Consider the following 23,251-nt stretch of genomic DNA (forward strand, 5'->3'; position numbering starts at 1 on the left):
AGTATGCGAATCCCGGCGCAGTTTTATCAGGGCGAGCCAGTCACTATCGCATTCCCCATAGGAAGACGTCGAACGGGCCGCCGCGCAAATCGTCGAGCGGGCGGTGGAGCAGGTCGATTTACCCCATGGCAACGATCCGGATGATGACGATGCTCCCGATGCCGCCAAGCATCGCTGTCATCGTGGACCACGTTCTGCTCCCTGACCGGATGTATGCCGCACGGCACGCCAGCCAGACAGGCCAGCGATAAGCCATCCCAGCGGCAAGAGGCCTTCGAGGCGTAAGCGCGACGATACTTCCGTGCATTGGTTGCCGGCTCCTCTTGTCTCCTTGCGGGCCGCTGCATCGCGGCTTGCTGTTTGTCATGGCGGACTGTCAAGCCAATCCTATATTGGACAAAATGCCGATCGTGCTGCGCGATGCACCGCGATGATCTCGCTAACAGGAGGGAAAGATGAACGACATCCAATCCGATCTATCCATGCGCAAGGACGCATTGGTACGCGACGTCGATACGCTGATGGCCGACGTACAGGCACTGCTTCATGATGTCAAAGCCGAGACTGGCGTAGGAGCCAGCCTTGAGCGCCACGCGCTCAAGGCCCGGCAGCGCGCGCTGCAGGAGCGCCTCGTTTCGCTGCGCGAAGACAGCCGCGCCAAAGTCTCCGAGTGGGCGACAACAACCGATCGCTACGTTCACGAGCATCCCTGGCAAAGCATGGGGACCGTGGCCGCCATCGCGGCAACCACAGGCGCTATCGTCGCGCTGGCTGCCAGCCACCGTTAGGGATTCGTGACTGCGGCGCCGGCGCGGCCGTGGCACCTGATAGTCCCGCATGGGGCACATGGTGTTGGCCATGCCGGCAAACGATACCAGCCCCTTGCGGAAGCCTCCGATCTGAGGGGTGACACATCTGGGCGGCAATATGGCAACTGTATCTGCCAAATCCGCCTGCCCTTGCGCGATACGCTGTGCGGTCTGCCTGCGTGCGACCCGCAAGATGTTTATGGGGGAGGCCAGTCGTGAAAGGACTGACAAAGGAAGAATTGGGGAAGCTGGCGGCACAAATGGACGCTGAAGAGTCGCGTATCCGTGCTATCGCCGGAACTGCGGATTCGCCAGTGGTGACGCCAACACAACGTGAACACCTTGATGATGGTGAAGTGGCAGACGTAAAGACCGTGCAGCGCCAGGGCGACGCCATGCTGAAACACTATCGTATGCAACTGGCCGACATTGAGGCCGCCCAGTCACGGATGAGGAGCGGTCAGTATGGCGTCTGTGTCGACTGTCAGCAGGCTATCCCATTCCCACGCTTGCTCGCGTGCCCAACGGCCATGCGCTGCACGCCATGCCAGAATCTCCACGAACAGCCCATCACCGCCAGGCGCTGTAGTCACGATTATTCATCGCCGAGCTGACTTACTCGTTCCTGAGATCAATGCCGAAACCGCCAGCCAGTTCACAATCGATGATCCCGGCGGCGTAGGCAAAAAGCCAGTCCTCTGCTTCCTGCGGCGTTGCGGGCGGGCGGGCCCAGTCGGGCGTAAAGCGGATCCCCATGTCCTCGTTGCGTGTGGAGATCTGGACGCGCCCGTTTGGCTTGCCCTGCTCAATCACGTCCGGCACGAACAAGGTAACGTGAAATCCCTTGTAAGAGCGCTTTTTTTCGAGCATTTCAGCCTCCGGCAATTTACGCAGGTCCGTGGCTGAGCTCCTGTGGCCGGGGTGGTCCCCAGCACTTTACGAATCGCCCGAGCGCTGGACATTCTTAAGCTCACGATATAGCGAGGCGCTGCTAATGCCTAGTAATGTCGCGTCCTGTACCGAGTTTCAGCAACAGGAACATCGGGATCATAGTGGAGCGGGCAGCCGATTTTGACCTAAACTGAAAAGTTCCGTCGCGCGCTTAGCGGCCGCTTTGGCGCTATGTAAATTCGCTGGTAGGCGCGGGCGAATGACAATGGGACGGGCAACACACTGTCATCTGCTGTCTGAATTGGCATGCGCCGCGTTCAATGCGCGCGTGCCCCCAGCCTGGCCGCGCTGGGCACGTCGGCCGTGCAAGTCGATGAACGGGTGGTGGCTGCCGGCCGGAGTGCAGTGGCTGCGAGAAGCCGACCAACTGCCAGAATCCGGCTTGCGCCGCGAAGCGGGAGAGGTCGAATTGACGGGCAACTTCCTCTCCACCTTCGGTAGCTGGCTGCGCAACCGATCAACAGATGCCGGCCGCTCGCGGGCCTGGCTCGATTGGCAACTGCGCTGCGCAGAGCCCCTGGCCTTGCGCCGTCCTGGCAACACCGGAGCCCGGCCGGGATGGACACGATCCCCCACGCCTTGATGGCGCGCAGGTAGCCCAGTAGCACGAGAGGTTCGCTTAGTCGAAGGCTCTGTCACCGAGAAGTCCTGTCGGGTCGATCGAAAGCCATCCTCGCTCACCGAAATGGATGCAACGAGGGGCGCTGCAAAGCGCGACGCGCGTGCAATTTGCACACGACTGAGCATGCGCGCTCGTTTAGAACAGTATCGTGAACGAGACTATCCGACGTTGATTGTCTCTACCCGAACAGTACTCGAGTCACGCGGAAGTCGACATTCTGTTCGAGCAGGTGGGTGGCGAAGCTGTGTCGCAGCATATGCATGGATACGCGCTTATCAATCTGTGCATCCTGGGCGGCGGCATGGATGGCGCGATTGAGTTTGACGGACACTGATCGGCTCGATCGGATTGAGGCCCGGGAACAGCCAGGCACCGGCGAGCCCGCTTCCTACCCCTATGCGCTGGCCAATACGGCCCTTCAGTTCAGAGGGAGCAGCGCAATAGGAGGAGCAGTGCCCATCCCGACGTCCACGAGTATCAAATCGATGCAACGACCTGCATTGCGGCTCACTTCGTCTTGCGATGCGCGGCTTCGCGAGCGACTTCGGTGACCAGTTCACGCAACCACTGGTGCGCAGCATCATGGCGGTAGCGAACATGCCAGGCCATATCCACCGGGAATGTCCCGAGGTCCACTGGCGCGGCCAGGACCTTCAGCCGCACATCGCTCGCAAGGTGGCGACAGATCAGGGCAGGTAGCGTCGCGCAGTAGTCCGTCGCGGCAACAAGTTCTGGAATGGCCATGAAGTGCGTGACCGATATCGCTACCTCGCGGCGAAGGCCGTGGCGCTGAAGTGTCTGGAAAAGGCCTGCGCGAAGGCGGCCGGGTGGCAAAACATTGACGTGCTTGAGCTGCTCGTACTGCTGCTTGGACATTCGCTTGTGTACATGCGGATGGTCAGACCGCACCACGCACGCAAGGCCGTCTTCCATCAGGGGCTGCACCACAAGGTTGTCGGGCGGGTCGACAATGCGGCCCAGCACCAACGCCGTCGCGCCGGAGCCTACGCCGGTCTCGGCCAAGTCCGTGCCGAACGGCACCAGCCGCAGCCGAATTCCCGGTGCTCGCTCACTCAATCGCGTGACAATTCCAGGCAACAGCACGAACTCGACGTAGCTGCTCGGCGCCAGTATGAACAGACGTTCCGCCTTGGTCGGGTCAAAGCCCTGCTGACCCAGTACCAGCTCATCCAGTTGGCCGACCGCAGCGGCGATGCCAGGCGCGAGCGATTCGGCCTTCTCCGTCGGCTGCATGCCGTACCGCTCGCGAATGAACAGGGGGTCCTGCAGCAAGTCCCGCAGTCTCGCCAGGGCATTGGATAGCGCCGGTTGCGTCATCCCTAGTCTCTCGGCTGCACGCGTGACGTTTCGCTCTTCCATGAGCGTCAGGAATACGGGCAAGAGGTTGAGGTCGTAGCGCATCCAGATATATTGACAGGGATATAACTAGAATCCAATAAATAAATTGGATGAATGGAACGGCCGCGCACATACTGCATTGCAACGAGGGGTTGCTCTCCTATCTGGCAGACGGGGTTGCAGCACTTCTTCCATACCGCATTCGCACACAGCCACTGGAGCCGCCATGCTTACCGAACCTCTTTTCTCCGCCTCCCGCCTGGGCGCTATCGATGTCCGCAACCGCATTGCCATGGCGCCGCTTACACGGTCGCGCGCGGGCATGGACGGTGTCCAGACGCCGCTGGCCATCGATTACTACGCACAGAGGGCGTCGGCGGGCTTGATCATCACCGAGGCAACCAACATCTCTCGCCAGGGCCGTGGCTACGCTTACACGCCCGGCATCTACACCGATGCGCACGTGGACGCCTGGGCACCCGTGACAGACGCCGTCCATGCCGCGGGTGGCCGCATCGTGATGCAGTTGTGGCATGTGGGGCGCATGTCACATGTGAGCTTGCAGGAAGGCGGCGCTGCGCCCGTGGCGCCCTCCGCCATCCAGGCCAGCGGCAGCGTCTTTACGGAAGCCGGACACCTGCCGCCGTCGATGCCGCGCGCGCTCGCCACCGAGGAGATCGCCGGCATTGTGGAAGACTACCGAAAGGCCGCGCGTCGCGCAAAGGACGCCGGGTTCGATGGCGTGGAAGTGCACGCAGCCAACGGCTACCTCCTGGAGCAATTCCTGCGCGACAGCACGAACCACCGCGACGACTGCTATGGCGGCTCCATCGAGAACCGCGCGCGCTTGTCGTTGGAAGTGGTGGAAGCTGTCGCCCAGGTTTGGGGAGCCGATCGTGTTGGGCTTCGCCTTTCCCCCCTTTCGACCGCAGTCGGGGACACGCCGCTGGACAGCACGCCGATGGAAACGCACGGCTACCTGGTTCGCCGGCTCGGCGAGATGGGACTGGCTTACCTGCATGTCGTCGAGGGACAGCTACACGGCCGCAGCAGCGCCGCGACGTTCGACGTGCAAGGCCTTCGCGCGGCCTTTGGCGGCGCCTACATCGCCAACAACGGATACGACCGACAGCGCGCTCTAAACGCGACCGCTTCCGGTCACGCAGACATGATCGCCTTCGGCAAGCCCTTCATTGGAAATCCCGACCTTGTCGAGCGATTGCAATTGGACGTGCCTTTGTATGAGGCACCAGCGGCTACCTTCTTTGGGGGCGGTGCGGAAGGTTACACCATGCTGGAACGGGCCTAAGCGGGGCCAGCATGCGGCTGGCCGGCGCCTTACGACCGAGGGTGTGTGAAAACGTTTCGATCACCTAGACTGGGTCAACGCATTCAGATTGGGGGACCGGATGAAGCGATTCATAGAGGGAGAAGACCGCAACCAAGCTACGCTGCTTCCAGAATGCCTCGATGATTTCATCGCCGAGGATAACCCCACCAGGATCATCGACGCGTTCGTTGAAGAGTTGGATCTCGAGTCGCCAGGGTTCGAAGGTGCCAATCCTTCGACTACCTGCGCGACGATTAGATGGTGCTTGGCATCTACGGCCATCTGTACGTTGTAGCCGACCATTCCGGAGCGCAGCTCAGCTCGATGGCTCAAGCCGCTCGCGATGCGATGGGTAAGGTCAAGCTTAGAGCCATCGCTGATCGTGGCTACTTCAGTGCGCAGGAGATCAAGGCGTGCGCCGATACGGGCATCGCTGCCATCTTGCCTAAGCCCACGACATCCAGCGCGAAGGCGGGAGGTCGGTTTGATAGGGCGGACTTCATCTACATTGCCCGAGACGACGAGTATCAATGTCCCGCTGGTGAACGCGCGATCTACCGCTTCCCCAGAGAGAAACATGGACTGCGGCTACGCCGCTATTGGAGCAGTGCTTGCCCTCAGTGCTCCATGAGGTCGCAGTGCGCGCCAAGTCCCTACCGGCGCATATCCAGATGGGAGCATGAGGAAGTGCTAGAGGCCGTCCAGCGCCGGCTCGATAGGACGCCGGATGCAATGACGGTTCGCAGGCGAACCGTCGAGCATGTCTTCGGAACCTTCAAACATTGGATGGGCTACACGCACTTCCTGACACGCAGGCTACCGAATGTAGGCACCGAAATGAGCCTGCATGTTCTGGCGTATAACCTCAAGCGAGTGCTTAGAATTCTCGGGTTGTCGAAAACAATGAAGGCAATGCGCCTGGCGGGTGCATAAGCACCCATTTGAGCACCAAAAAAAGGCTGAAAATAGCCTTCAAAGGACAATTTACGTTGCCGGCGCCGTGTTGACGTCGTCCCGACCGACTTGACTGAGAATCCGATCGATCAGGCCAAGCACTGGAAGGAACGCGCGTTGTGCGGCTCGAGAGGCGTTTCCACACGGCCTCGACCCATTCCAGACTTTGGCGCCACCTCACAGCTTTTCGCTCAGCACCCATAGATCTTCTTCAAGTCACCTCGCTTATTTTCAGCGAAGAAGTTGCGCCAGAGTAGAAATTGGGCAGAGCAGCCATTCGACGGTTTCGCTCGGCCCTTCTCCGACGGTCGGCCGGTCCAGTTGTTCTGACTGAAGTCGCGACAAGAGCGGTCGCCCGGGTCGGTGTTGCGACCGTCGCTCGCAAGTTGCGATGCCGGGTTTTGGCAGACGATCCGGTGGCAATGCAGGAGATCAGGCTTATGTTGTCGGATCAGGCAATGAAGAGGCGAACGACAGATTGCTCCCGCAGGACCGCGAGATGCTCACGCTTGCCTCGAGCAGCGCTTTGATTGCCTTTGTCTTGATGCGCCGGACATCTGGGCTTGCGCCGATTAGCGTCAGACACGCGACTGCCTCGTTCTGAACATCGAGAATCGGCGCGCTCATGGCTGACAGTCCTGGGATGAGAACCGATTCCGCTTCGTCGTATCCGACTCGCCGGATCGTCGAAAGACGCTCAAGCAACTTCACTGGGGGCTGTTCATGGTTCTTCGAAACGGCCATCTCGATCAGGTCATCCCTGACCTGATCGGGGGTGAAGGCGAGCAGTACGCGGCCCGTGGCCGAGTTCGTTAATTGGAATGTCGAGCCCACCGATAGCGTTGTAATGAACGGCACATAGCTGCGTTCCCATCGCACGATAGTGGGGCCGCGATCGCCGAGCACACACAGGAGGGCGGGCAATCCCGTGCTAGAAACTAGCTGTGGCATCGCTTCGCTGGCGAGGCGCAGGTGATCAACACGGGCGAGGGCGGACGCGCCGATGCGTACCGCCGTCGGCCCAAGGTCGTAGAGACCGGTGATTTCATCCTGTACTGCGAGACCGCTTGCCATTAGGCTTGCGAGGTAGCGATGCGCGAGGCTGTTTGGCATGCCGGTGGCGCGCGCCAGATCTCGGAGGGGTGTCGCCTTACCCGCCTCGACAAGCGCAAGAAGAACCTCCGTTGCCTTGTCGGCCGACTGAATCCGGCGCCGTCCTCCGCCATTGCCGGCAGCAGTCGGTGGCAGGTCGTCCGCCGACACCGCCGATGGTTCTGCGATGGTTTTTTTTGCTTTTGTCAAAGCCGTCGATACTCCTCTCGGAAGGGGGGCGAACCTCGGATTCAGGGTGCGCAAACGACTTTTGAGTTTATCACGGGCGATGACACGGCAATTCAGCCAGCTCCGGGCAAGCAGATGACGCGCGCATCGGCATTGCGGAGGCGGAGCGGCAAAATGCGCTGATAGTCCGTGGAGGTGTACCAGGCTTCGGCCTGCTCAGGGCTCTCGAACTCCAGAACCACAAACGTCCCGGTTTTGGCGTCGCCCTCGAGGATGTTGGGCGTACCTCCCCGAATCAGGAACACGCCGCCATAAGAATCCAGCGTGGGCTGGACTTTGCTGGCGTACTCATCCCACTCCGCGCCGGGGGAATGGATGTTCACCTCGGCAAAAATGTAACCTTTCGTCATGTCGTCTCCCGTCAGAAGGATGAGGTGAGGTTCGCTGGAGGGTCGCAGGCCACCGTTCCCATCTTTGCCGGAACCGAGACTTCGAGAAGCTCGAGGTCTGGTGAGATCGCCAGCTCGTTGTGCTTGAGCCCGCCAGGGATCAGGAGCGATTCTCCGGCGCTGACGCGAATATGGCGGCCGTCCTCGAAGACCAGGTCGACCCAGCCGCGCAGCGCATAAATGAACTGCGAATCGCAGAGGTGGTAGTGCCAGCCGGTTTGCTGCATTTCGCCCGTTGCAAGAGTGATCTGCGCGCGCATGCGGCCATCCGTGGCAGTCGTCACGCCCAGGTCCCGATACTTGAAGAATGAGCGGCGTCCCGGCACCAGTGGCGCCGTTTCGGGCGTGGCATAGGAAAGCCTTTGTGCAAGCGCTTCGGCGTCGGCAATCGACGTGGCGGAATGAACGTGTTCGGTGGATGAGTCCATGGTCTGCTCCGTGGGTGTTGTCGTTGTTAAATCTACTGATTGGCGGGTTGCCGCCGTGGTGCCCCGCGTACCAGCACGTTGGCGCGTTCTTCCACGCTCTTGATGATCGAAGTGAAATCGTCCTGGCTGCGTCCTTCTTCCATTGCCGTTTGCCAGACGCGCCGGGCCTGCTCCAGAACGCGCGCCGGGACGCCCAGATTGCTGGCCTCTGTGATGGCGAGCTCCACATCCTTTGCGAGGATCGACATGTGTGCCCCGAAGTCGAACGATCCAGGCAGGGCGAAGCGAGCAAGTATGTCTGCTGCCGCGCTCTGGCCGGTGCTGGATCGGATGACGTCGGCCATGGCGTCTGCGTTCAGGCCTGCCTTGGCCCCCATCGCCAGCGCCTCCGATGCAACGGCCATGTTGGCGGCCAGCATGATGTTGTTCACCAGCTTCATCGCCTGTGCCTGGCCGGGCTGATCGCCCAGGTTGTGAATCGTCTTCGCAATGCGATCCAGTGAGGGCATCGCGCGCGCAATGTCATGGCTCGCGCCGGCCAGCATGATGGACAGCGTGCCCGCACGCGCGGCGGCCGGCCCACCACTGACTGGCGCGTCCACCGTGGCGATATGCTGGCGCTGAAGTCTCTGTGCGATGGAGGACACCGCAGTCGGACCGATGGTCGACATCTCGACGTACGTCTGCAACGCGTTGCCGGCCGCCACGCCGTCCTGGCCGAAAATCGCCGCTTCGCATGCCGCCTCGCTTGGCAGGCAGGCCATGACGATGGCGGCGGCATCCGCCACCGAACGCGGACTGGCATGCGCTACCGCGCCAGCGTCCACGAGTCGCGACACGGCTTCCGCGTTAGGGTCGTAGACGTGCAGTCGGCACCCGGGATGAATAAGCCGCATTGCCATCGCGGCACCCATGTTGCCAAGGCCTAGAAAGCCGACGTGGGTAATTTCGTTCACGTTCGTATGTCTCCGTATCTGGGTAGATCTCCCCGCGCCGCGACCAGCAGTTGGTGCCGCGCGGCGTGCTTCGGGTAACGTTGCAGTGCCGGCCTTCACTCAGATCAACAGTTCGATCAGGAAGGGACCGTCCTGGCGGAAGCTCTGCTTCATGAGATCGGCGCACTGCTCGAGTGTCGTTGCGCGTGCGGCCTCAACCCCCATGCCGTTGGCGAGCCTGACCCAGTCGAGATCGGGATTCGACAGATCGAGCATGCTCATGGCCGTGGGCCCCGGTGATGCTCCGACGTTCTTGTACTCACCGATCAGGATGTTGTACTTGCGATTGGCCAACAGAATCGTCGTACAGGGGAGTCGTTCACGTGCCTGCGTCCAAAGCGATTGAAGCGAATACATCGCCGAGCCGTCAGCCTGCAGGCTGATGACCCGTCTCGAGCCCCCACAGGCCACCGCCGCGCCGGTTGCAACCGGGAGTCCGTCGCCAATGGCACCGCCGGTCAGTGAAAGCCAGTCATGTGGTGCTGCAGCGTGAGTGAATCGGTAGAAGCTGCGGCCATACGAAATGCTTTCGTCCGACACGATCGCGTTCTCCGGCATCACGGCGGCGATCGTCTGGGCCAGCCCTTCCGGCGTGGGTGCACCGGTAACGATCTCCGGGCAGGGCTGCGCGGGCGGCATATCGACCACTGGCGCGTTCAGCGCCTGCGCCAGCGCGAGCAGGGCCGCTTCGGGATGCTGGTCGACGCGCGACAAATGATGGATCTGGGCTTCGCGCGGATACTGGAGGGACGGCTTGCCGGGGTAGGCGAAGAATCCGACTGGTGGCCTGGCGTTGACCAGGATGATGTGCCGGAACGATGCCATCATGGTGATGGCTTGATCGGTGTTGTAGGGCACCCGCTCGATCGGCAGACGGCCTCGTCCACGCGAGACCCGCCCCATCACGTACTCGTACTTCAGGGTCGCACCCGTGGCGCTGGCAATGCGCCAGGCGAGCGCCTGCGCCCCGGGCAGCGCGCATTCGCCGCCAAGCAGGATCAGGACGTCATTGCTGTTCTGGCGCAGAATGCGCGCCGCGTTTTCGACGGCAAACGTATCGATCGATGGCGCTGACGGTACGGGCAACGCGCGCGCGGCAACGCCGCCCGCATCCCAGGACGTATCGGAAGGCAGGATCAGCGTGGCGATCTGTCCGGGCGCGGTGCGCGCAGCGGCTGCCGCGGCGGCCGCATCACGACCGACGTCAGCTGCGGACTGGCTCGTGCGGACCCATGCCGATACGGCGCCCGCGAGCGCGGCCGTGTCGGCAGTGAGGGGCGCATCATACGGGCGGTGATAGGTCGCCTGATCTCCCACGATGTTGACGACCGCGCTATTTGCGCGGCGAGCGTTGTGAAGGTTCGCCCAGCCGTTGGCAAGTCCCGGGCCGCAATGCAAAAGCGTGCTCGCGGGCTTCCGGGCCATGCGGAAATAGCCGTCGGCCATGCCGGTAACGACGTTCTCCTGCAGCCCCAGCACACACCGCATACCTGGAATCTGATCCAGGGCCGCCACGAAATGCATTTCGCTGGTGCCGGGATTGCGAAGCAGGTATCGATGCCTGACTCGAGCAGCGTGGTGACCAGACTTTCGGCGCCATTCATGTTGTGTGTTCTCCGGTTCGATTGAAGGTGGGTCGCGTGGGGTCAGCGCGAGCGGGCAGGATCCGTCCAGCCGGAAACCGCCTTGGCTTCAAGAAACTCCTCAATGCCCCAGATCCCGCCTTCGCGGGCACGTCCGGACGCCTTGATGCCACCGAAAGGAGATCCCGGTGCGCGCGGCCTGCCATTCATCTCCACCATGCCCGAACGCAGCCGGCCCGCGACGCGGCGGCATCGTTCGTCATCGGTCGATTGCACGTAGTTGGCCAGCCCATACGGCGTATCGTTTGCGATGGCGATCGCTTCTTCCTCGGTGTCGAAAGGAATGATCGAGAGCACAGGGCCGAAGATCTCCTCGCGGGCGATGGTCATCTGGTTGGTCACGTACGCGAAAACGGTTGGCCGCACGAAGTAGCCGCATTCATGCGCTTCGGGACGCCCTGGGCCGCCTGCAACAAGTCGTGCGCCCTCCGCCATGCCTGTCTCGATCATCTCCTGGACTTTCCTGAACTGCGCCGCCGAGGTCAGCGGGCCGAAGAACTTCCCCGGCGCGCGCGCCGCCTCGGCCGCGAAGTTCTCGGCGATTTGCCGGGCCTCGTCGACTACGCGCGCATAGACCGAGCGCTCGACCAGCATGCGGGTAGGGGCGTTGCAGCTTTGGCCGGTATTCTTGAAGCAATGGAGGACTCCACGCCTGACCGCATCCGCATCCGCGTCGGCAAAGACTAGGTTGGCCCCTTTTCCGCCGAGCTCGAGCACCACGCGCTTGAGCGTTTCGGCTGCCGCCTTTGATATGGCGATGCCGGCACGGGTCGAGCCCGTGAAGCTGATCATGTCGATATCGGGATGGGACGACAGGCGCGCGCCGACTCCCGTGCCATCCCCGTTCACGAGATTGAACACACCGTTCGGAAAGCCGGCTTCCTCGATGAATTCGGCAAAGAGCATCGCGGAGAGCGGCGCGATCTCGGATGGCTTCAACACGACGGTGCATCCGGCCAGCAATGCGGGCACGACTTTCAGCGTGACCTGATTCATGGGCCAGTTCCACGGGGTGATGAGGCCGGCGACGCCGATCGGCTCCATCAGGATCCGATCGTTGGGTGCATGCGTGCCGAGGGAACGTTCGAACGAGAACGCGCGAAACGCGGTAATGAAGTTCCTCATGTGATACGCGCCGGCGCCGACATGTTCGGCGCGCGCCATGTCTAAGGGCGCGCCCATCTCCAGGCTGATCATCCGCGCCATTTCCGCAGCGCGTCGTTCATAGATCTCCAGCAAACGCTCTACGAGCCGAAGGCGCTCGCCCGGGCGGGTACGAGACCAGGCTGAGAAGGCTTGCCTTGCCGCCTGCACCGCGCGGTCGGCATCGAGCGCATCGCCGACAGATATCACTGCGCAGGGTTGTTCGGTGGATGGGTCGATCACCGTCAGGTCTTGGCGCCGCGCGGGCGTGACCCACTTCCCATCGATATGAAACAGTCTCTTATCAAGCACGTTGTCTCTCGTTAATTTGCGTTGCGGCAGGCAGACCGGCGCAGGGCCGCTGCCAATGAACCGAACGGTAGAACATTGAAGTCAGATTGTAAATAGGGTATTTACGTTATCCATAGGATAATCTTGGCTCGGGTGGCGGGAGGGGCGCTTAGGCGAAAAATTATCCTATGGATAACCATCAAACCCTATTTACAACCTCCAGCGCTCCGTCTATGGTTCGATCCAACGGTCGCTTCCGACCGCGAAGACAACCCAGGAGACAACCACCATGACCGAGCGCTTCAGCCCCATTTCTCGTTTCCGTTCACGCCGCGCAGTACTGGCGCTGGCTGCCGCCATGCTGGCTGGTGCAGCGTTTCCGGCGGCAAGCCAGAGTCCTGCGTGGCCGGCACGGCCGATCCGCCTGGTAGTCGGTTTCGCTCCCGGCGGCGGAACGGACGTGATGGCGCGTGCCATTGCACAGTTGCTGAATGAAGCACTGGGGCAGACAGTGATCGTCGAAAACAAGCCGGGGGCGAGCGGCAACCTCGCGGTCGGCGAAGTCGTGCGGGCGGCGCCGGACGGGTACACGTTTCTGATTGCGCCCACCTCGGTTGAGACGGCCAACCCATATCTGTTCAAGTCGAATCTCGTCCCGTCCCGGGATCTGACGCCTGTCATGGCGATCGGACGCGCCCAGATGTATCTGGTTGCCCGTCCAACGCTTGAGGCCAGGGACGCCAAGCAGTTCATCGCTTTGGCAAAGTCGCAACCGGGCAAGATCACCATCGCGTCGGCCGGAACCGGGACGGCACCGCATCTCGCCGCCGAGCTATTCAACCAGAGCATCGGCACGTCGATCACGCAGGTGCCGTACAAAGGCTCCGCCCCTGCGCTGCAGGATGTGATGGCCGGTCAGACGGACGTCGTATTCGACCCGGGGATTGGCTTCCCCCACATCCGAAGTGGCAAGGTCAAGCTGCTGGCAGTGGCGAGCGAGAGCAGGTCGCCGTTCTTTCCGGACGCACCGTCATACGCGGACCTGGGCATCCGCAATGCGAGTCTTGATGTCTGGTTCGGGGTGTGGTCACCGAATAAGGTCCCGGCCGACATCAGCGAGCGCTTTTCCACGGCGTTAAAGAAGGTGTTGGCCTCGCCGGTGCTCAAGCAACGGTTCGCGCAACTCGGCGCCGAACCGGTGGCACTGGACAAGTCAGCTTTCCGAAACCTGCTGACTGACGAGAGCAGGCGGCTGTCAACGCTGATCAAGCAGCGCGGGATCGTCGTCGAGTAAGCACCTCAGCGGCCTCCCACATCGGATTGTCCCGGATCCCTGCGGTCCGATTCCATATCAGCTTCCCGCAACCATCATCCGTGGCCGGATGTTCATCGGGATTCGTTAGACTGCGTTTTCCGAAAAATCAATGCGATAACAGCTAATTCCGTCGCTCAGCCGTCTTAGAACCGGGATTAGCTGGATTGCGCTGACGAGAAGCGCGAATTAGCCGGACTGCTCCTCATCGGTTGTTCACTGGCTCTTACCGGCCCTATTGCGGACCTTCGGATTTTTGGCTGTAGTCCTGCTTGCCGCAGCGCCTACGTCGTCTCATTCGCTTGGTCCTTGAGCCATTGTCTAAAGACCTGCAGCGATGGCAGTTGCGCGGACTCTTCCGGGTACACTAGATAGTAGCCTTTCGGATAACGCCATGTACGAGGCGACAGGCGTTTCAATCGTCCGAGCGCAATCATGTCGTCGGCCATGTAGGGTGGCAGTAGCGCTACGCCCATCCCGGCAACTGATGCATTTAACGCCATCGACATGATCTCGTAGCGAGGGCCTTCGCGCGTGGCTTCGCCCTCGATGCCTTCGAGCCTGAACCATTCATCCCATGCGTCAGGCAAGGTCTGATGGTGAATCAGCGCCGAGCGGGGCGTATCCGGGCTGATCGTCTTACCATGCCTGCGGATCCATTCCGGTGCGGCGTAAGGCGACAGCATCAGCGGCAGTACAAATTCATTGTGAAGTCCTTCGCGCTGTCCATCGCCAAACTCCAGCGACGCGTCCACAGCCGTGGTGCGGAAGTCCACTGGCCCGACGCGCGTGCCGAGATTCAGTGTGATCTCCCCGTGGTCTCTCGTGAAACCGGGCAGGCGGGGAATCAGCCAGTACGTGCCGACGGATGCGCCGGCCGATAGCGAAAGTGCTCCGCCCCGGCCCTTCAGCGCCATCACATTGGCCGTCGCGCGTTCCAGCCTTTGCAGTAGCGGCGCAACCTCGTTCAGGTAGTAGCGGCCGGCGTCGGTCAACACCAGCGCATCGCGCCGGCGCGTGAACAGCCTGACGCCGAGCCTGTCTTCCAGCGTCTGGATCTGCCGGCTTACCGCCCCCTGCGTGAGCCGCAGCTCCCTTGCTGCTGCGGTGAATGAATGCAGCCGCGCGCTGGCCTCCAGGCACAGCAGTGACATCGTGGAGGGGGCGCGTACGTGGAAGTTCATGGGGGCAAGTGGGGCTGGCCAACTGGAGTTCAGTACGGACATCCATGAGAATACTTCATGCTAGCCCCAGGAAACATGGCTTGTCCAACGCCGATTGCGAATCTACGATCTGTCGGACACACGGGGGGTTTCCCACGACAAGAGAGACGCAGGAGAAAGGCCAATGACCACGAGACGCTTTACACGGCGCGAGATGATGAAGCTGGGACTCGCCGCCGCATCACTGGGCCTGCCGGGCCTGTCACGGGCCGCCGGGTGGCCCGCGCGGCCAATCCGGCTCGTCGTGCCGTCCGCCGCCGGCGGCTCGCCGGATGCGGTATGCAGGATCCTGGCCGAAGAGCTTTCGGTGTCTCTGGGACAGCCGTTCATCGTCGACAACAAGCCGGGCGGGGCAGGCAACGTCGGGATGGTGGACCTGGTCAATGCCGCCGCGGATGGCTACACGATCGGTTACGGCAACGTCGGCACGCTCGCCATCAACAAGTCGCTGTTCCGAAAGCTGCCCTACGATCCGGACAAGCAACTCGTGCCGGTCGCCTTGCTTGGCTATGTCCAAAACGCATTGGTGGTGCGCAAGGACCTGGGCGTGAACAGCGTCCAGGCGCTTGTCGCGCTGGCCAAGGCCAAGCCTGGTACGTTGACGATGGGGTCGGCCGGCAATGGCACGACCGGGCATCTGAGCGGGGAACTGTTCAAGAGCATGACCGGCACATCGATGACCCACGTGCCGTATCGCGGCAGTCCGCAAGCGATTCAGGACCTGATGGGCGGGCAGGTCGACCTGATGTTCGACAATCTCAGCTCGATCTCGCCACATATCAAGGCGGGCCGGCTCAAGGCGCTGGCCGTGACCGGCGCACAGCGGAGCGGCCTGTTCCCCGAGATTCCGACGCTGGCCGAATCGGGCGTGCCCGGTTACGACATTGTGGCCTGGGGCGGCAGCCTACGGACATGGCCAATTACAGCGGCGCCCTGGCCGGCGTCGATTCGCTGCTGAAGGCAGTGCCGCAGATTCACGCCTACGCCAACGTGAGGGCCGAACAGATCGTCAACGTCGGCAGCAACGTCATTACCAGCGAAAACATTCTCAACCTTGCCAAGCGGGTGAACGCCTTGCTCGCGGAACCCGAGGTGGCGGGCGTCGTCGTGACGCACGGCACGGACACGATGGAGGAGACGGCATATTTCCTGAGCCTCGCCACGCGGTCGAGCAAGCCGGTCGTCATCACGGGATCGATGCGGCCTGCTACTTCGCTCAGCGCGGATGGCCCGGTCAACCTGCTCGACGCGGTCATGGTGGCCGCCGATCCAGGCTCGCGCGACCGCGGCGTCATGGTAGTGATGAATGACCGCATCAGCGCGGCGCGGTACGTGACCAAGATGAACACGCTGAACGTCGACACGATGGGCGCGCTGGAGCAAGGCTACCTTGGCGCCATTGCCGGCGAGCGCGTGATCTATTACTTCGAGCCGGCACGCGCCAAGGGCGAACTGTACTTCGACGTGTCTGCCGTCACCAAGCTGCCGCAGGTGGAACTGGTCTATCGCTACCAGGGGCAGGAAATGCAGCTCGTGCGCGATGCGGTGGCGGAGGGCGCGCAGGGCGTGGTCATCGGCTTCACCGGCAATGGCAACGCCAGCCCCGACCACGAAGCCCTGATTCGGGAGTTCGGCAGCAAGGGGATTCCGGTTGTCCGCAGCTCCCGTGCGGTGAGCGGCATCGTAACGCCCAAGCTGTCGGGCAGCATGGCCACCGGCAGCCTGTCTGCGCAGAAGGCACGCATCCTGTTGATGCTCGCGCTGACCCAGACCAGCGACCTGGGGCAGATCTCAGAGTTCTTCGCGCAACAATGAATTCCGGGGCAAGCGCATGACTACGACGCTGGATCTGATTATCGAAGGCGGCACCGTCATCGACGGTACTGGCGCACCCCGTCGCCGCCTGGACGTGGGTATCGCGGGGGACCGCATCGTTCGCCTTGGCGATCTGTCGGGTGTCCCGGCAGCCAGACGCTTCGATGCGTCCGGGCACATCGTGGCCCCCGGCTTCATCGATGTGCATACGCACGATGACCGGCTCCTGCTCGATGCGCCGGAAGGTCCGCATCCGAAGCTGTCGCAAGGCGTAACGACCGTCATCACCGGCAATTGCGGGATCAGCCTGGCGCCGCTGCAATCGGCCGGGACGCCGCCAGCGCCGCTCGACCTGCTCGGGACAGGCGCCTGGCGATACGAGAGTTTTGGCGACTATCTGGACGATCTGGAGGCGTCCGGGCCGGCGGTCAATGCCGCCTGTCTGGTCGGGCATTCGACGCTGCGGGTAAGGCGCATGGAGCGGCTCGACCGGGTCGCCACGGCAAGGGAGCAGCAGTTCATGGCGGCAGATCTCGACGCCGCGCTCGCGGCGGGTGCCATCGGCATGTCCACCGGGCTTTATTACCCGCCTGCCAGGGCGGCGGACACCGCCGAAGTGATCGCGGTCGGCGCGCCGCTGACCAATGCCCAGGGCATCATCACGATGCATATCCGGGATGAGGGCGACGCCATCGTCGACGCATTGACCGAAGCGCTGCAGATCGGCCATGCGCTCGGCATCGAGACCGTACTGTCCCACCACAAGCTGGTCGGCAAGGCCAATCACGGGCGATCCGTGGAAACGCTGGCCATGATCGAAGCTGCCGGCAGGAAGCAGTCGGTCTGCCTGGACTGCTACCCGTACAACGCATCGTCAACCATGCTGCTGCCGGCGAGGATTGCACAGTCCGATGATGTCCGGGTGACATGGTCCAAGGCCGATCCCAGGGCAGCCGGGCGGTCACTGTTTGCATTGGCGCGGGAGCGGGGGACATCGCCCGAGGCGCTTGCCGAGGCCCTGCAACCAGCGGGCGCCATCTATTTCGCCATGAGCGAAGACGATGTGAGCCGCATCCTCCGGTACCCGGCCACGATGGTCGGTTCCGATGGCTTGGCACATGACGTGAGTCCGCATCCTCGACTTTGGGGAACCTTTCCTCGCGTACTGGGCCACTATGCGCGAGATCGGGGGCTCTTTTCGCTGGAAATCGCCGTCCACAAGATGACCGGGCTGAGCGCGGGTCGCTTTGGCCTTGCCGGGCGAGGTATCGTCGCTGAGAACCACTATGCCGATATTGTCGTGTTCGACGAGCAATCGGTGGGCGACTCGGCGACATTTGACCAGCCGACAGCAGTGAGTACTGGTATCAAGGCGGTGTTCGTTAACGGAAAGCTGGCCTGTCAGGACGGCGAGTCCAAGGACCTGCACGCCGGCAGTGTGCTGCGACACCGGCGCGCAACATAGAACGTGTGGTGCATCAAGGTCCGGGCTCGCCGCCCGGTCCCCGTCACAGATCGTGATACGCCCATTCCATTCCATTCAATGGTCTGGCAGCCATAGGGTATGGGTGATCCCAAGCGCTGACGCCGTAGCGAGGCGGCTGCGCAAAGAGCAGGCGAAATCTTGCACGAGTGCGCTGACGCTGCTCCGTGGATCAAGTACCAGATGACCCGCCTAGGGTTGACCTACGAATATCTCATGATGGCAGGCTGTTTCGCGGTGCCCGGCGTGGCTAGAGGCCCTGCCTCAGGAGGCATCCCGATTCCGGGCCGCCGGTCGTCACGCCTGGGATGGCGCTGACGATCTGCCAAATTAGATGCAGCGCGCCGTCAACGACCGCTGACAAGCAACTTCCGCCACCTGCCACATTGCTTTCACACGCCGACTTCGCCGACCTCGCTGGCTATGAAGTGCCTGTTCACGCAGACATTCCTCATCAAGAAGTTATCTTCCTCGACGAGACCGACCCCATGTCCTCTCCGATGAAGGAAACCACCGGTTGAATCCGCACCGATGAACGGACGGTGGCAGGGAGCCACCACAACGACGGCAACTGCCCAGGAGCGCGCATGTGTCTGCCAAGTTCCGGTCAGTTCCCGTGCGCACCATGTGCACGCATGTTTTCCAGCCACCGGGTACGTGTCCTCTCGTTGGCAAAGGTAAGCCCATACAGGTTCTCGCGGATCGGCTTTATCCCGGCGAAACTCAGCATACTTCGCTCGAAGCCGCGGACTCCGTATGCGCCAAAGTACCAGCGATACAGCAGCGCCGGCATTCCCATGGTCACGATGATGCGTGCCGAGCGGCCGGCGAGCAGTCGTCTGGGGAACCCTTTCTCCTTGTAATCCATGGCAAATCCGGGCCGAAAGATGTGTTCGAGAAAACCCTTGAATAGCGCCGGCATGGTTCCGTGCCATAGCGGAAACAGGAAAACCCAATGCTCCGCCCAGCGCATGTCCTCCCTTGGCCGCTCCAATGCTGGAGGCAGTGTGCCAGTCTCGAACTCAGCCTGCGTGCGAAGCAGCGGGAAGTCGAGCTTCGCCACCTCGATGCGCCGTACGCCGTGTCCTGCCGTGGTCGCGCCTTGAGCGTAGGCGTCCGCCAGCGCATGCAGCAAGCGCTGGCCCGATGGGTCTGGATGCCCCTGGATGATCACGATGCGCTTGGACATGTTGCGGGCGAAGCTGTTCGGAAGGCCAGCGGTACGACGCACTAAGGCACGCCGTGCCAGAGGGCAAGCCTCACGGCCAACGGGTCGTCTACCACGGCAGACGGCGTGTCGAAGCGCATCGTTGACCTGTGGACCGGATCGTAGGTGGGCCAGCCGCAATCGCCGTTGACCGCGAACGCAACCCAGGCCCGGTGCATCGCGTCGGCGAGCGACTGTGGCGGTGTTGGGCCGACCAGCGCCTCTGCTCCGGGGCCCAGAGTATCGAAGATGAAGGGTATCTCCACCCCATGCGCCGCGCCCAGACGACCTCCCAACTGCGGCGAACGCCAGGCGAACTCATACATGTACGTCGAAATCCGGGCATTCGCCGCGTGGGCGTCTGCGAGTCGAACGGCAGGGATGCGCCAGTACCAATCCGTCTGGATCTCCGAGAACAGCTCACCGGCGGTGGCCGTGGGGTGTGCTGCGCGGTAGCCGCTCAGGCCTCCGGCCGACAGGCCGTACGCGGCCACCAGCGCCAGGAGGGAGGCCTCGGTAATGCGATCTATGGCTCCGCTGGGGACCAGGAAGAGCCGGGTCTCCTCGGTATTCGAACCGACCAACAGTGCTGTGTTAGCGGCCGCTCCCGCGCGAATGGCGTCGATTGGGGGGGCAGGAAGAATTGCTCCATCGACCGTAGGGGCCCACGGGAGGCTGCTAAGCGCAACCTCCCCCCAGAAAGCCGGGTCCGTATCGGCAGTCAGTTCCTCGCGCAATTGCACCTGTGCCTGCAGAACCTGCGCGGGCGTGGTTGAGGCAATCGCCTCCCTGGTGGGATCGACCTTCAGTAGCGCCGCCAGCCTGTGGCCAATGCGTTTCGCCGTGGCGGCCGAAGTGACATGGGGTGTGTTTCCGCTTTCCACGATGGCCCGCCGAAACAACCCTTGCGCGCGTGGCACGGTAAGGAGGGTTGCGACGCTCATCCCGCCGGCCGACTGCCCAAAAATAGTGACTTGGCCTGGGTCCCCGCCAAATGCATCAATGTTCTGCTGCACCCACTCGAGCGCGGCGATCTGGTCAAGTAGTCCGAGATTGGCGAGACCGTCGCCGAGATACAGGAAGCCCTCCGCGCCCACCCTGTAGTTGATCGTGACGCACACCACCCCGTCGCGCGCGAAGTGGCGGCCGTCATAGATAGGGGTAGCCCCGGTTGCATGGAACTCGAACATCCCACCGGGAATCCAGACCAACACCGGGCGCCCGGGTGCTCCGGGTTCAGGCGTCCAGATGTTGAGGGTTAGGCAATCCTCGCCGCCGCCAACGAGTTCTCCGAGTGCCTCCGCGATGCCGGGCGGGTACGCAATCTGTGGCGATTTCGGTCCAAACGAGAGCGCATCCCGCACGCCGGGCCAGGGTGCTGCGGATTGCGGCAGCCGCAGCCTGTTCATGCCGAACGGTGGGGCAGCATATGGGATGCCCTTGAACGCGTACACGCCATCGCAGCGGAGGCCTCGCACCTTGCCAAGACGCGTTTCGACAATCGGGTACATGGCCGGCTCCCCCGAAAGGTTGGCACTTGGATAGTGAATAGTCATGAAGGGCCGTGGCTGCTTTGCGCTGCATCAAGAGAAAGCGAGTCCTGGATGTCCCCCGCTCCGACATCGGCCGCGTTTCAAGGCGGGAACCGCGCTTCGCACCGTTTTGAAAAACGGCACGCAGATTCTTGGTCCGTCGATAGATCAGTGATGCTCTTTGGTGCGTCAGATGGAATGCATTCTGTAGGCTGAATCGTCAAGGCCACCCCGTTGACTTAGGTCAACAGCGCTGGCGAGATAGCACCTAGTTTTAATGCAGAGGCTGAGTACATACGAGCGGCTAGTCTCAAGGCTTTGTCGCTATGTGTCGCCGATCTGCGACGTCGTTGTGGTACGAGACGGATACTCTCCAACGCTATGAAACACAGGCGCATCATAGTCACCAACTACGGCGGGCCCGATGCGCTTCACGTAGTGGAGGAGGAATGCCCCGAACCCAAGGTCGGCGAAGTGCGGGTGAGGGTGCTGGCAGCAGGCGTGGGCCAACCCGACCTAATGATGCGCGAGGGCTTTCACCCCGAAACGCCCCCGCTGCCTTTTACGCCCGGTTGGGATCTGGTCGGCATGGTGGATAAACTAGGCAGTGGGGTCTCCGGGGTTGAACCCGGTCAGATCATTGCAGCCTTGCCGATCAGCGGCGCATACGCCGAGTTCGTCTGCCTGGCTGAGCGCGAACTGGTTCCCGTGCCTCCGGGAGTGGACGTGGCCGAGGCTGTCAGCCTCGTACTGAACTACGTTACTGCGTACCAGATGTTGCATCGCTGCGCCAAAGTCGAGCCGGGTCAGCAGGTCTTGATTCACGGTGCGGCGGGCGGAGTTGGCTCGGCACTATTGCAGCTTGGGCGCCTCGCCGGGCTGCAAATGTACGGGACCTGTTCATCGCAAGATGCGATGGCGGTTTCTGGCCTGGGCGGCATACCCATTGACTATCAAAGGCTTGATTTCGTGGAAGAGATACGCCGCCTGACGGGTGACGGCGTAGACGTCGTCTTCGACGGCATCGGCGGCAGCAACATCTGGCGTTCCCGCGACGCTCTCCATCCCCGCGGAAAAGTCGTAGCCTATGGCCTTACTGCCTCGCTACGTGGGGGACGCCTGGCATCAGGTCGCTCGGGGCGCCGTAACCGCTTCCAGCGACTTGCGATTTTCGGTGTGTGTATTGTTGGAGGCTGGCTCCTCCCGGGCCGGAAGCGGGTGGTCCCCTACAGCATTCAATGGCTCAAGCGGATGAAACCGGCATTGTTCCGGCAGGACTTGACTGTTCTGCTGGACCTACTTCAACAAGAGAGAATCAAGCCGCTGATTGCTCGGAAATTCTCTCTTAGCGAGGCAAAACTTGCGCACGAGTTGCTCGGCGAGAAAGGCGTGGCCGGCAAAATCGTGCTCATGACCAACGAGGCGTTGATGGGGTGACCGAAGCCAAGCTCGAAAACTCGCAAGTCAGGATTGGCCTGACTGAGGCGGAAAGGGCGAGCATGTAACGCTGGCCTGCTGCAACTACAGACTTCCGTTTCCGACCCCGAACCGCCCTTCGACCTGGGGCAATATCTACGGCTGCTTCCAAGGTCAAACGGTCATTTGTGGTTCCTCGTCGGTCGGAAAGCGCACGGGCAGCTATGTATTTGCCACCATAAGTCCTCCGCATTGATTAGCGGGCGCAAATTATCTGTCCTGTTCCACGAAGCCGCCAAGTTGACGAGGCTTGTAGTAACCGGCGCCAGTTACGCTGTTCAGGCTTGCCGTTGATCGACCTTAGCAATCCGCGGCGCCACAGAGCGTGCAATCCACGAGTTCGTCGGCAATCTCATCAGGCGACAATGGACCGTCCGGCCTGTACCAACGCACCGTGCCATGCAAGGCGCTGAGAAAGAAGCGGCAGGCCATCGCGTCGGCACGTCTGACGTGGCCGGCATCCTTAAGTCGGGCGAACGCGGCTTGCCACAATGCCTCGAAGCGATGGCGTATCGCCAGCACGGCTTCGAGATGCGGGCCTTCCAGGTAGCGCCATTCATCCACCACCATCGGCACCATCCCGCCCTGCGTTTCGAGCAAGCGTCGAAGATGGGCGCGCGCCAGCGCGCGGAAGTAATCCAGTGCTGGCATTGCCTGGGGATCGAGCGCCTCAAGATCGGCCAGGCATCCCAGCAGTCCTTCTTCCACGCCGGCGAACAGCAGGTCCTGCTTGCTGGCGAAATGATAGAAGGGGCTGCCCGCCTGCATGTTGATGGCCCGCGCGATGTCGCGCATGGTCGTGCCGTGGTAGCCCTTCTCCTTGAACAGCAATGTCGCCGCGATGACGAGGTCATTGCGGCGATTGACGTCATTAATGTCTTCGCGTTTCGGTCGCGCCATATCTCTTGCTCGATGTCACTCAGTTGGGTGGGCGTCATTCTAGACGGG

At 62.1% G+C, this 23,251-nt stretch carries 21 protein-coding genes and 2 pseudogenes; 10 read left to right on the forward strand and 13 right to left on the reverse strand.

Annotation, left to right across the window (positions count from 1 at the left end; translation table 11 throughout):
* Nucleotides 1-455: 455 nt before the first annotated feature.
* Nucleotides 456-788, forward strand: a complete 333-nt coding sequence (locus E1J61_RS04620) for a YqjD family protein (RefSeq protein WP_133092932.1) — start codon at nt 456-458, stop codon at nt 786-788.
* 236 nt (nt 789-1,024) lie between these two features.
* On the forward strand, nt 1,025-1,423 hold the full coding sequence (locus E1J61_RS04625) for a TraR/DksA family transcriptional regulator (RefSeq protein WP_133092933.1): 399 nt from the start codon (nt 1,025-1,027) through the stop codon (nt 1,421-1,423).
* Nucleotide 1,424: 1 nt separating this feature from the next.
* On the opposite strand, the gene E1J61_RS04630 is transcribed toward E1J61_RS04625, so the two are convergent.
* From E1J61_RS04630 to E1J61_RS04650, 3 genes are all read right to left on the reverse strand, one after another.
* Complete coding sequence (locus E1J61_RS04630; protein ID WP_133092934.1) at nt 1,425-1,679, reverse strand: hypothetical protein; 255 nt, start codon at nt 1,677-1,679, stop codon at nt 1,425-1,427.
* A gap of 881 nt (nt 1,680-2,560) precedes the next feature.
* Nucleotides 2,561-2,713 (reverse strand): tyrosine-type recombinase/integrase, encoded by a 153-nt coding sequence (locus E1J61_RS38740; RefSeq protein WP_371702781.1) that lies wholly within the window; start codon nt 2,711-2,713, stop codon nt 2,561-2,563.
* 176 nt (nt 2,714-2,889) lie between these two features.
* Nucleotides 2,890-3,804, reverse strand: a complete 915-nt coding sequence (locus E1J61_RS04650; protein WP_133092935.1) for a LysR family transcriptional regulator — start codon at nt 3,802-3,804, stop codon at nt 2,890-2,892.
* 163 nt (nt 3,805-3,967) lie between these two features.
* On the opposite strand from E1J61_RS04650, the gene E1J61_RS04655 reads away from it, so the two are divergent.
* Together E1J61_RS04655 and E1J61_RS04660 are read left to right on the forward strand one after the other, a co-directional pair.
* Complete coding sequence (locus tag E1J61_RS04655) at nt 3,968-5,050, forward strand: alkene reductase (protein WP_133092936.1); 1,083 nt, start codon at nt 3,968-3,970, stop codon at nt 5,048-5,050.
* 309 nt (nt 5,051-5,359) lie between these two features.
* Nucleotides 5,360-6,004, forward strand: a pseudogene (locus E1J61_RS04660) (transposase); the annotation flags it as partial.
* A 459-nt stretch (nt 6,005-6,463) separates the two neighbouring features.
* Here the strand turns inward: E1J61_RS04660 and E1J61_RS04665 are convergent.
* From E1J61_RS04665 to E1J61_RS04690, 6 genes and pseudogenes are all read right to left on the reverse strand, one after another.
* Nucleotides 6,464-7,327, reverse strand: coding sequence for an IclR family transcriptional regulator (locus tag E1J61_RS04665; protein WP_133092937.1), 864 nt, complete (start codon nt 7,325-7,327; stop codon nt 6,464-6,466).
* A gap of 92 nt (nt 7,328-7,419) precedes the next feature.
* Nucleotides 7,420-7,716 (reverse strand): DUF1330 domain-containing protein, encoded by a 297-nt coding sequence (locus E1J61_RS04670; RefSeq protein WP_133092938.1) that lies wholly within the window; start codon nt 7,714-7,716, stop codon nt 7,420-7,422.
* Between the two features lie 11 nt (nt 7,717-7,727).
* Nucleotides 7,728-8,183 carry a cupin domain-containing protein gene (locus E1J61_RS04675; protein WP_133092939.1) on the reverse strand — a complete coding sequence of 152 codons (456 nt, stop codon included), beginning with the start codon at nt 8,181-8,183 and terminating at the stop codon, nt 7,728-7,730.
* Between the two features lie 32 nt (nt 8,184-8,215).
* Complete coding sequence (locus E1J61_RS04680; RefSeq protein WP_243736774.1) at nt 8,216-9,139, reverse strand: NAD(P)-dependent oxidoreductase; 924 nt, start codon at nt 9,137-9,139, stop codon at nt 8,216-8,218.
* A 99-nt stretch (nt 9,140-9,238) separates the two neighbouring features.
* Nucleotides 9,239-10,782, reverse strand: a pseudogene (locus E1J61_RS04685) (acetolactate synthase large subunit).
* Between the two features lie 42 nt (nt 10,783-10,824).
* Nucleotides 10,825-12,276, reverse strand: coding sequence for an aldehyde dehydrogenase family protein (locus E1J61_RS04690; protein WP_133092940.1), 1,452 nt, complete (start codon nt 12,274-12,276; stop codon nt 10,825-10,827).
* Nucleotides 12,277-12,544: 268 nt separating this feature from the next.
* Here E1J61_RS04690 and E1J61_RS04695 point away from each other — a divergent pair, with 268 nt between their 5' ends.
* Nucleotides 12,545-13,549, forward strand: a complete 1,005-nt coding sequence (locus E1J61_RS04695) for a tripartite tricarboxylate transporter substrate binding protein (protein ID WP_133092941.1) — start codon at nt 12,545-12,547, stop codon at nt 13,547-13,549.
* Between the two features lie 302 nt (nt 13,550-13,851).
* Here the strand turns inward: E1J61_RS04695 and E1J61_RS04700 are convergent, their stop codons facing one another.
* Nucleotides 13,852-14,751 (reverse strand): LysR substrate-binding domain-containing protein, encoded by a 900-nt coding sequence (locus tag E1J61_RS04700; protein ID WP_243736775.1) that lies wholly within the window; start codon nt 14,749-14,751, stop codon nt 13,852-13,854.
* 163 nt (nt 14,752-14,914) lie between these two features.
* Here E1J61_RS04700 and E1J61_RS37315 point away from each other — a divergent pair, with 163 nt between their 5' ends.
* The 4 genes from E1J61_RS37315 (at nt 14,915) to E1J61_RS04715 (ending at nt 18,609) form a co-directional block, all read left to right on the forward strand.
* Nucleotides 14,915-15,748 carry a tripartite tricarboxylate transporter substrate binding protein gene (locus tag E1J61_RS37315; protein ID WP_165971421.1) on the forward strand — a complete coding sequence of 278 codons (834 nt, stop codon included), beginning with the start codon at nt 14,915-14,917 and terminating at the stop codon, nt 15,746-15,748.
* On the forward strand, nt 15,703-16,605 hold the full coding sequence (locus tag E1J61_RS37320) for an asparaginase (protein ID WP_165971422.1): 903 nt from the start codon (nt 15,703-15,705) through the stop codon (nt 16,603-16,605). The genes E1J61_RS37315 and E1J61_RS37320 overlap by 46 nt, the downstream gene beginning before the upstream one ends.
* 16 nt (nt 16,606-16,621) lie before the next feature.
* Nucleotides 16,622-18,070, forward strand: coding sequence for an amidohydrolase family protein (locus tag E1J61_RS04710; RefSeq protein WP_133092943.1), 1,449 nt, complete (start codon nt 16,622-16,624; stop codon nt 18,068-18,070).
* 326 nt (nt 18,071-18,396) lie between these two features.
* Nucleotides 18,397-18,609, forward strand: a complete 213-nt coding sequence (locus E1J61_RS04715; RefSeq protein ID WP_133092944.1) for a hypothetical protein — start codon at nt 18,397-18,399, stop codon at nt 18,607-18,609.
* 86 nt (nt 18,610-18,695) lie between these two features.
* Here E1J61_RS04715 and E1J61_RS04720 read toward each other — a convergent pair whose 3' ends face one another.
* Both E1J61_RS04720 and E1J61_RS04725 read right to left on the reverse strand, forming a co-directional pair.
* On the reverse strand, nt 18,696-19,277 hold the full coding sequence (locus tag E1J61_RS04720; RefSeq protein ID WP_133092945.1) for an NAD(P)H-dependent oxidoreductase: 582 nt from the start codon (nt 19,275-19,277) through the stop codon (nt 18,696-18,698).
* Between the two features lie 41 nt (nt 19,278-19,318).
* Nucleotides 19,319-20,806 carry a carboxylesterase/lipase family protein gene (locus E1J61_RS04725; RefSeq protein ID WP_133092946.1) on the reverse strand — a complete coding sequence of 496 codons (1,488 nt, stop codon included), beginning with the start codon at nt 20,804-20,806 and terminating at the stop codon, nt 19,319-19,321.
* A 402-nt stretch (nt 20,807-21,208) separates the two neighbouring features.
* On the opposite strand from E1J61_RS04725, the gene E1J61_RS04730 reads away from it, so the two are divergent.
* Complete coding sequence (locus E1J61_RS04730) at nt 21,209-22,264, forward strand: medium chain dehydrogenase/reductase family protein (RefSeq protein WP_133092947.1); 1,056 nt, start codon at nt 21,209-21,211, stop codon at nt 22,262-22,264.
* Nucleotides 22,265-22,603: 339 nt separating this feature from the next.
* On the opposite strand, the gene E1J61_RS04735 is transcribed toward E1J61_RS04730, so the two are convergent.
* Nucleotides 22,604-23,203, reverse strand: coding sequence for a TetR/AcrR family transcriptional regulator (locus E1J61_RS04735; RefSeq protein WP_133092948.1), 600 nt, complete (start codon nt 23,201-23,203; stop codon nt 22,604-22,606).
* Between the last annotated feature and the right edge of the window lie 48 nt (nt 23,204-23,251).

Origin of the sequence: Cupriavidus sp. L7L (assembly GCF_004353535.1) — a bacterium.
GTDB lineage: Bacteria > Pseudomonadota > Gammaproteobacteria > Burkholderiales > Burkholderiaceae > Cupriavidus > Cupriavidus oxalaticus_A.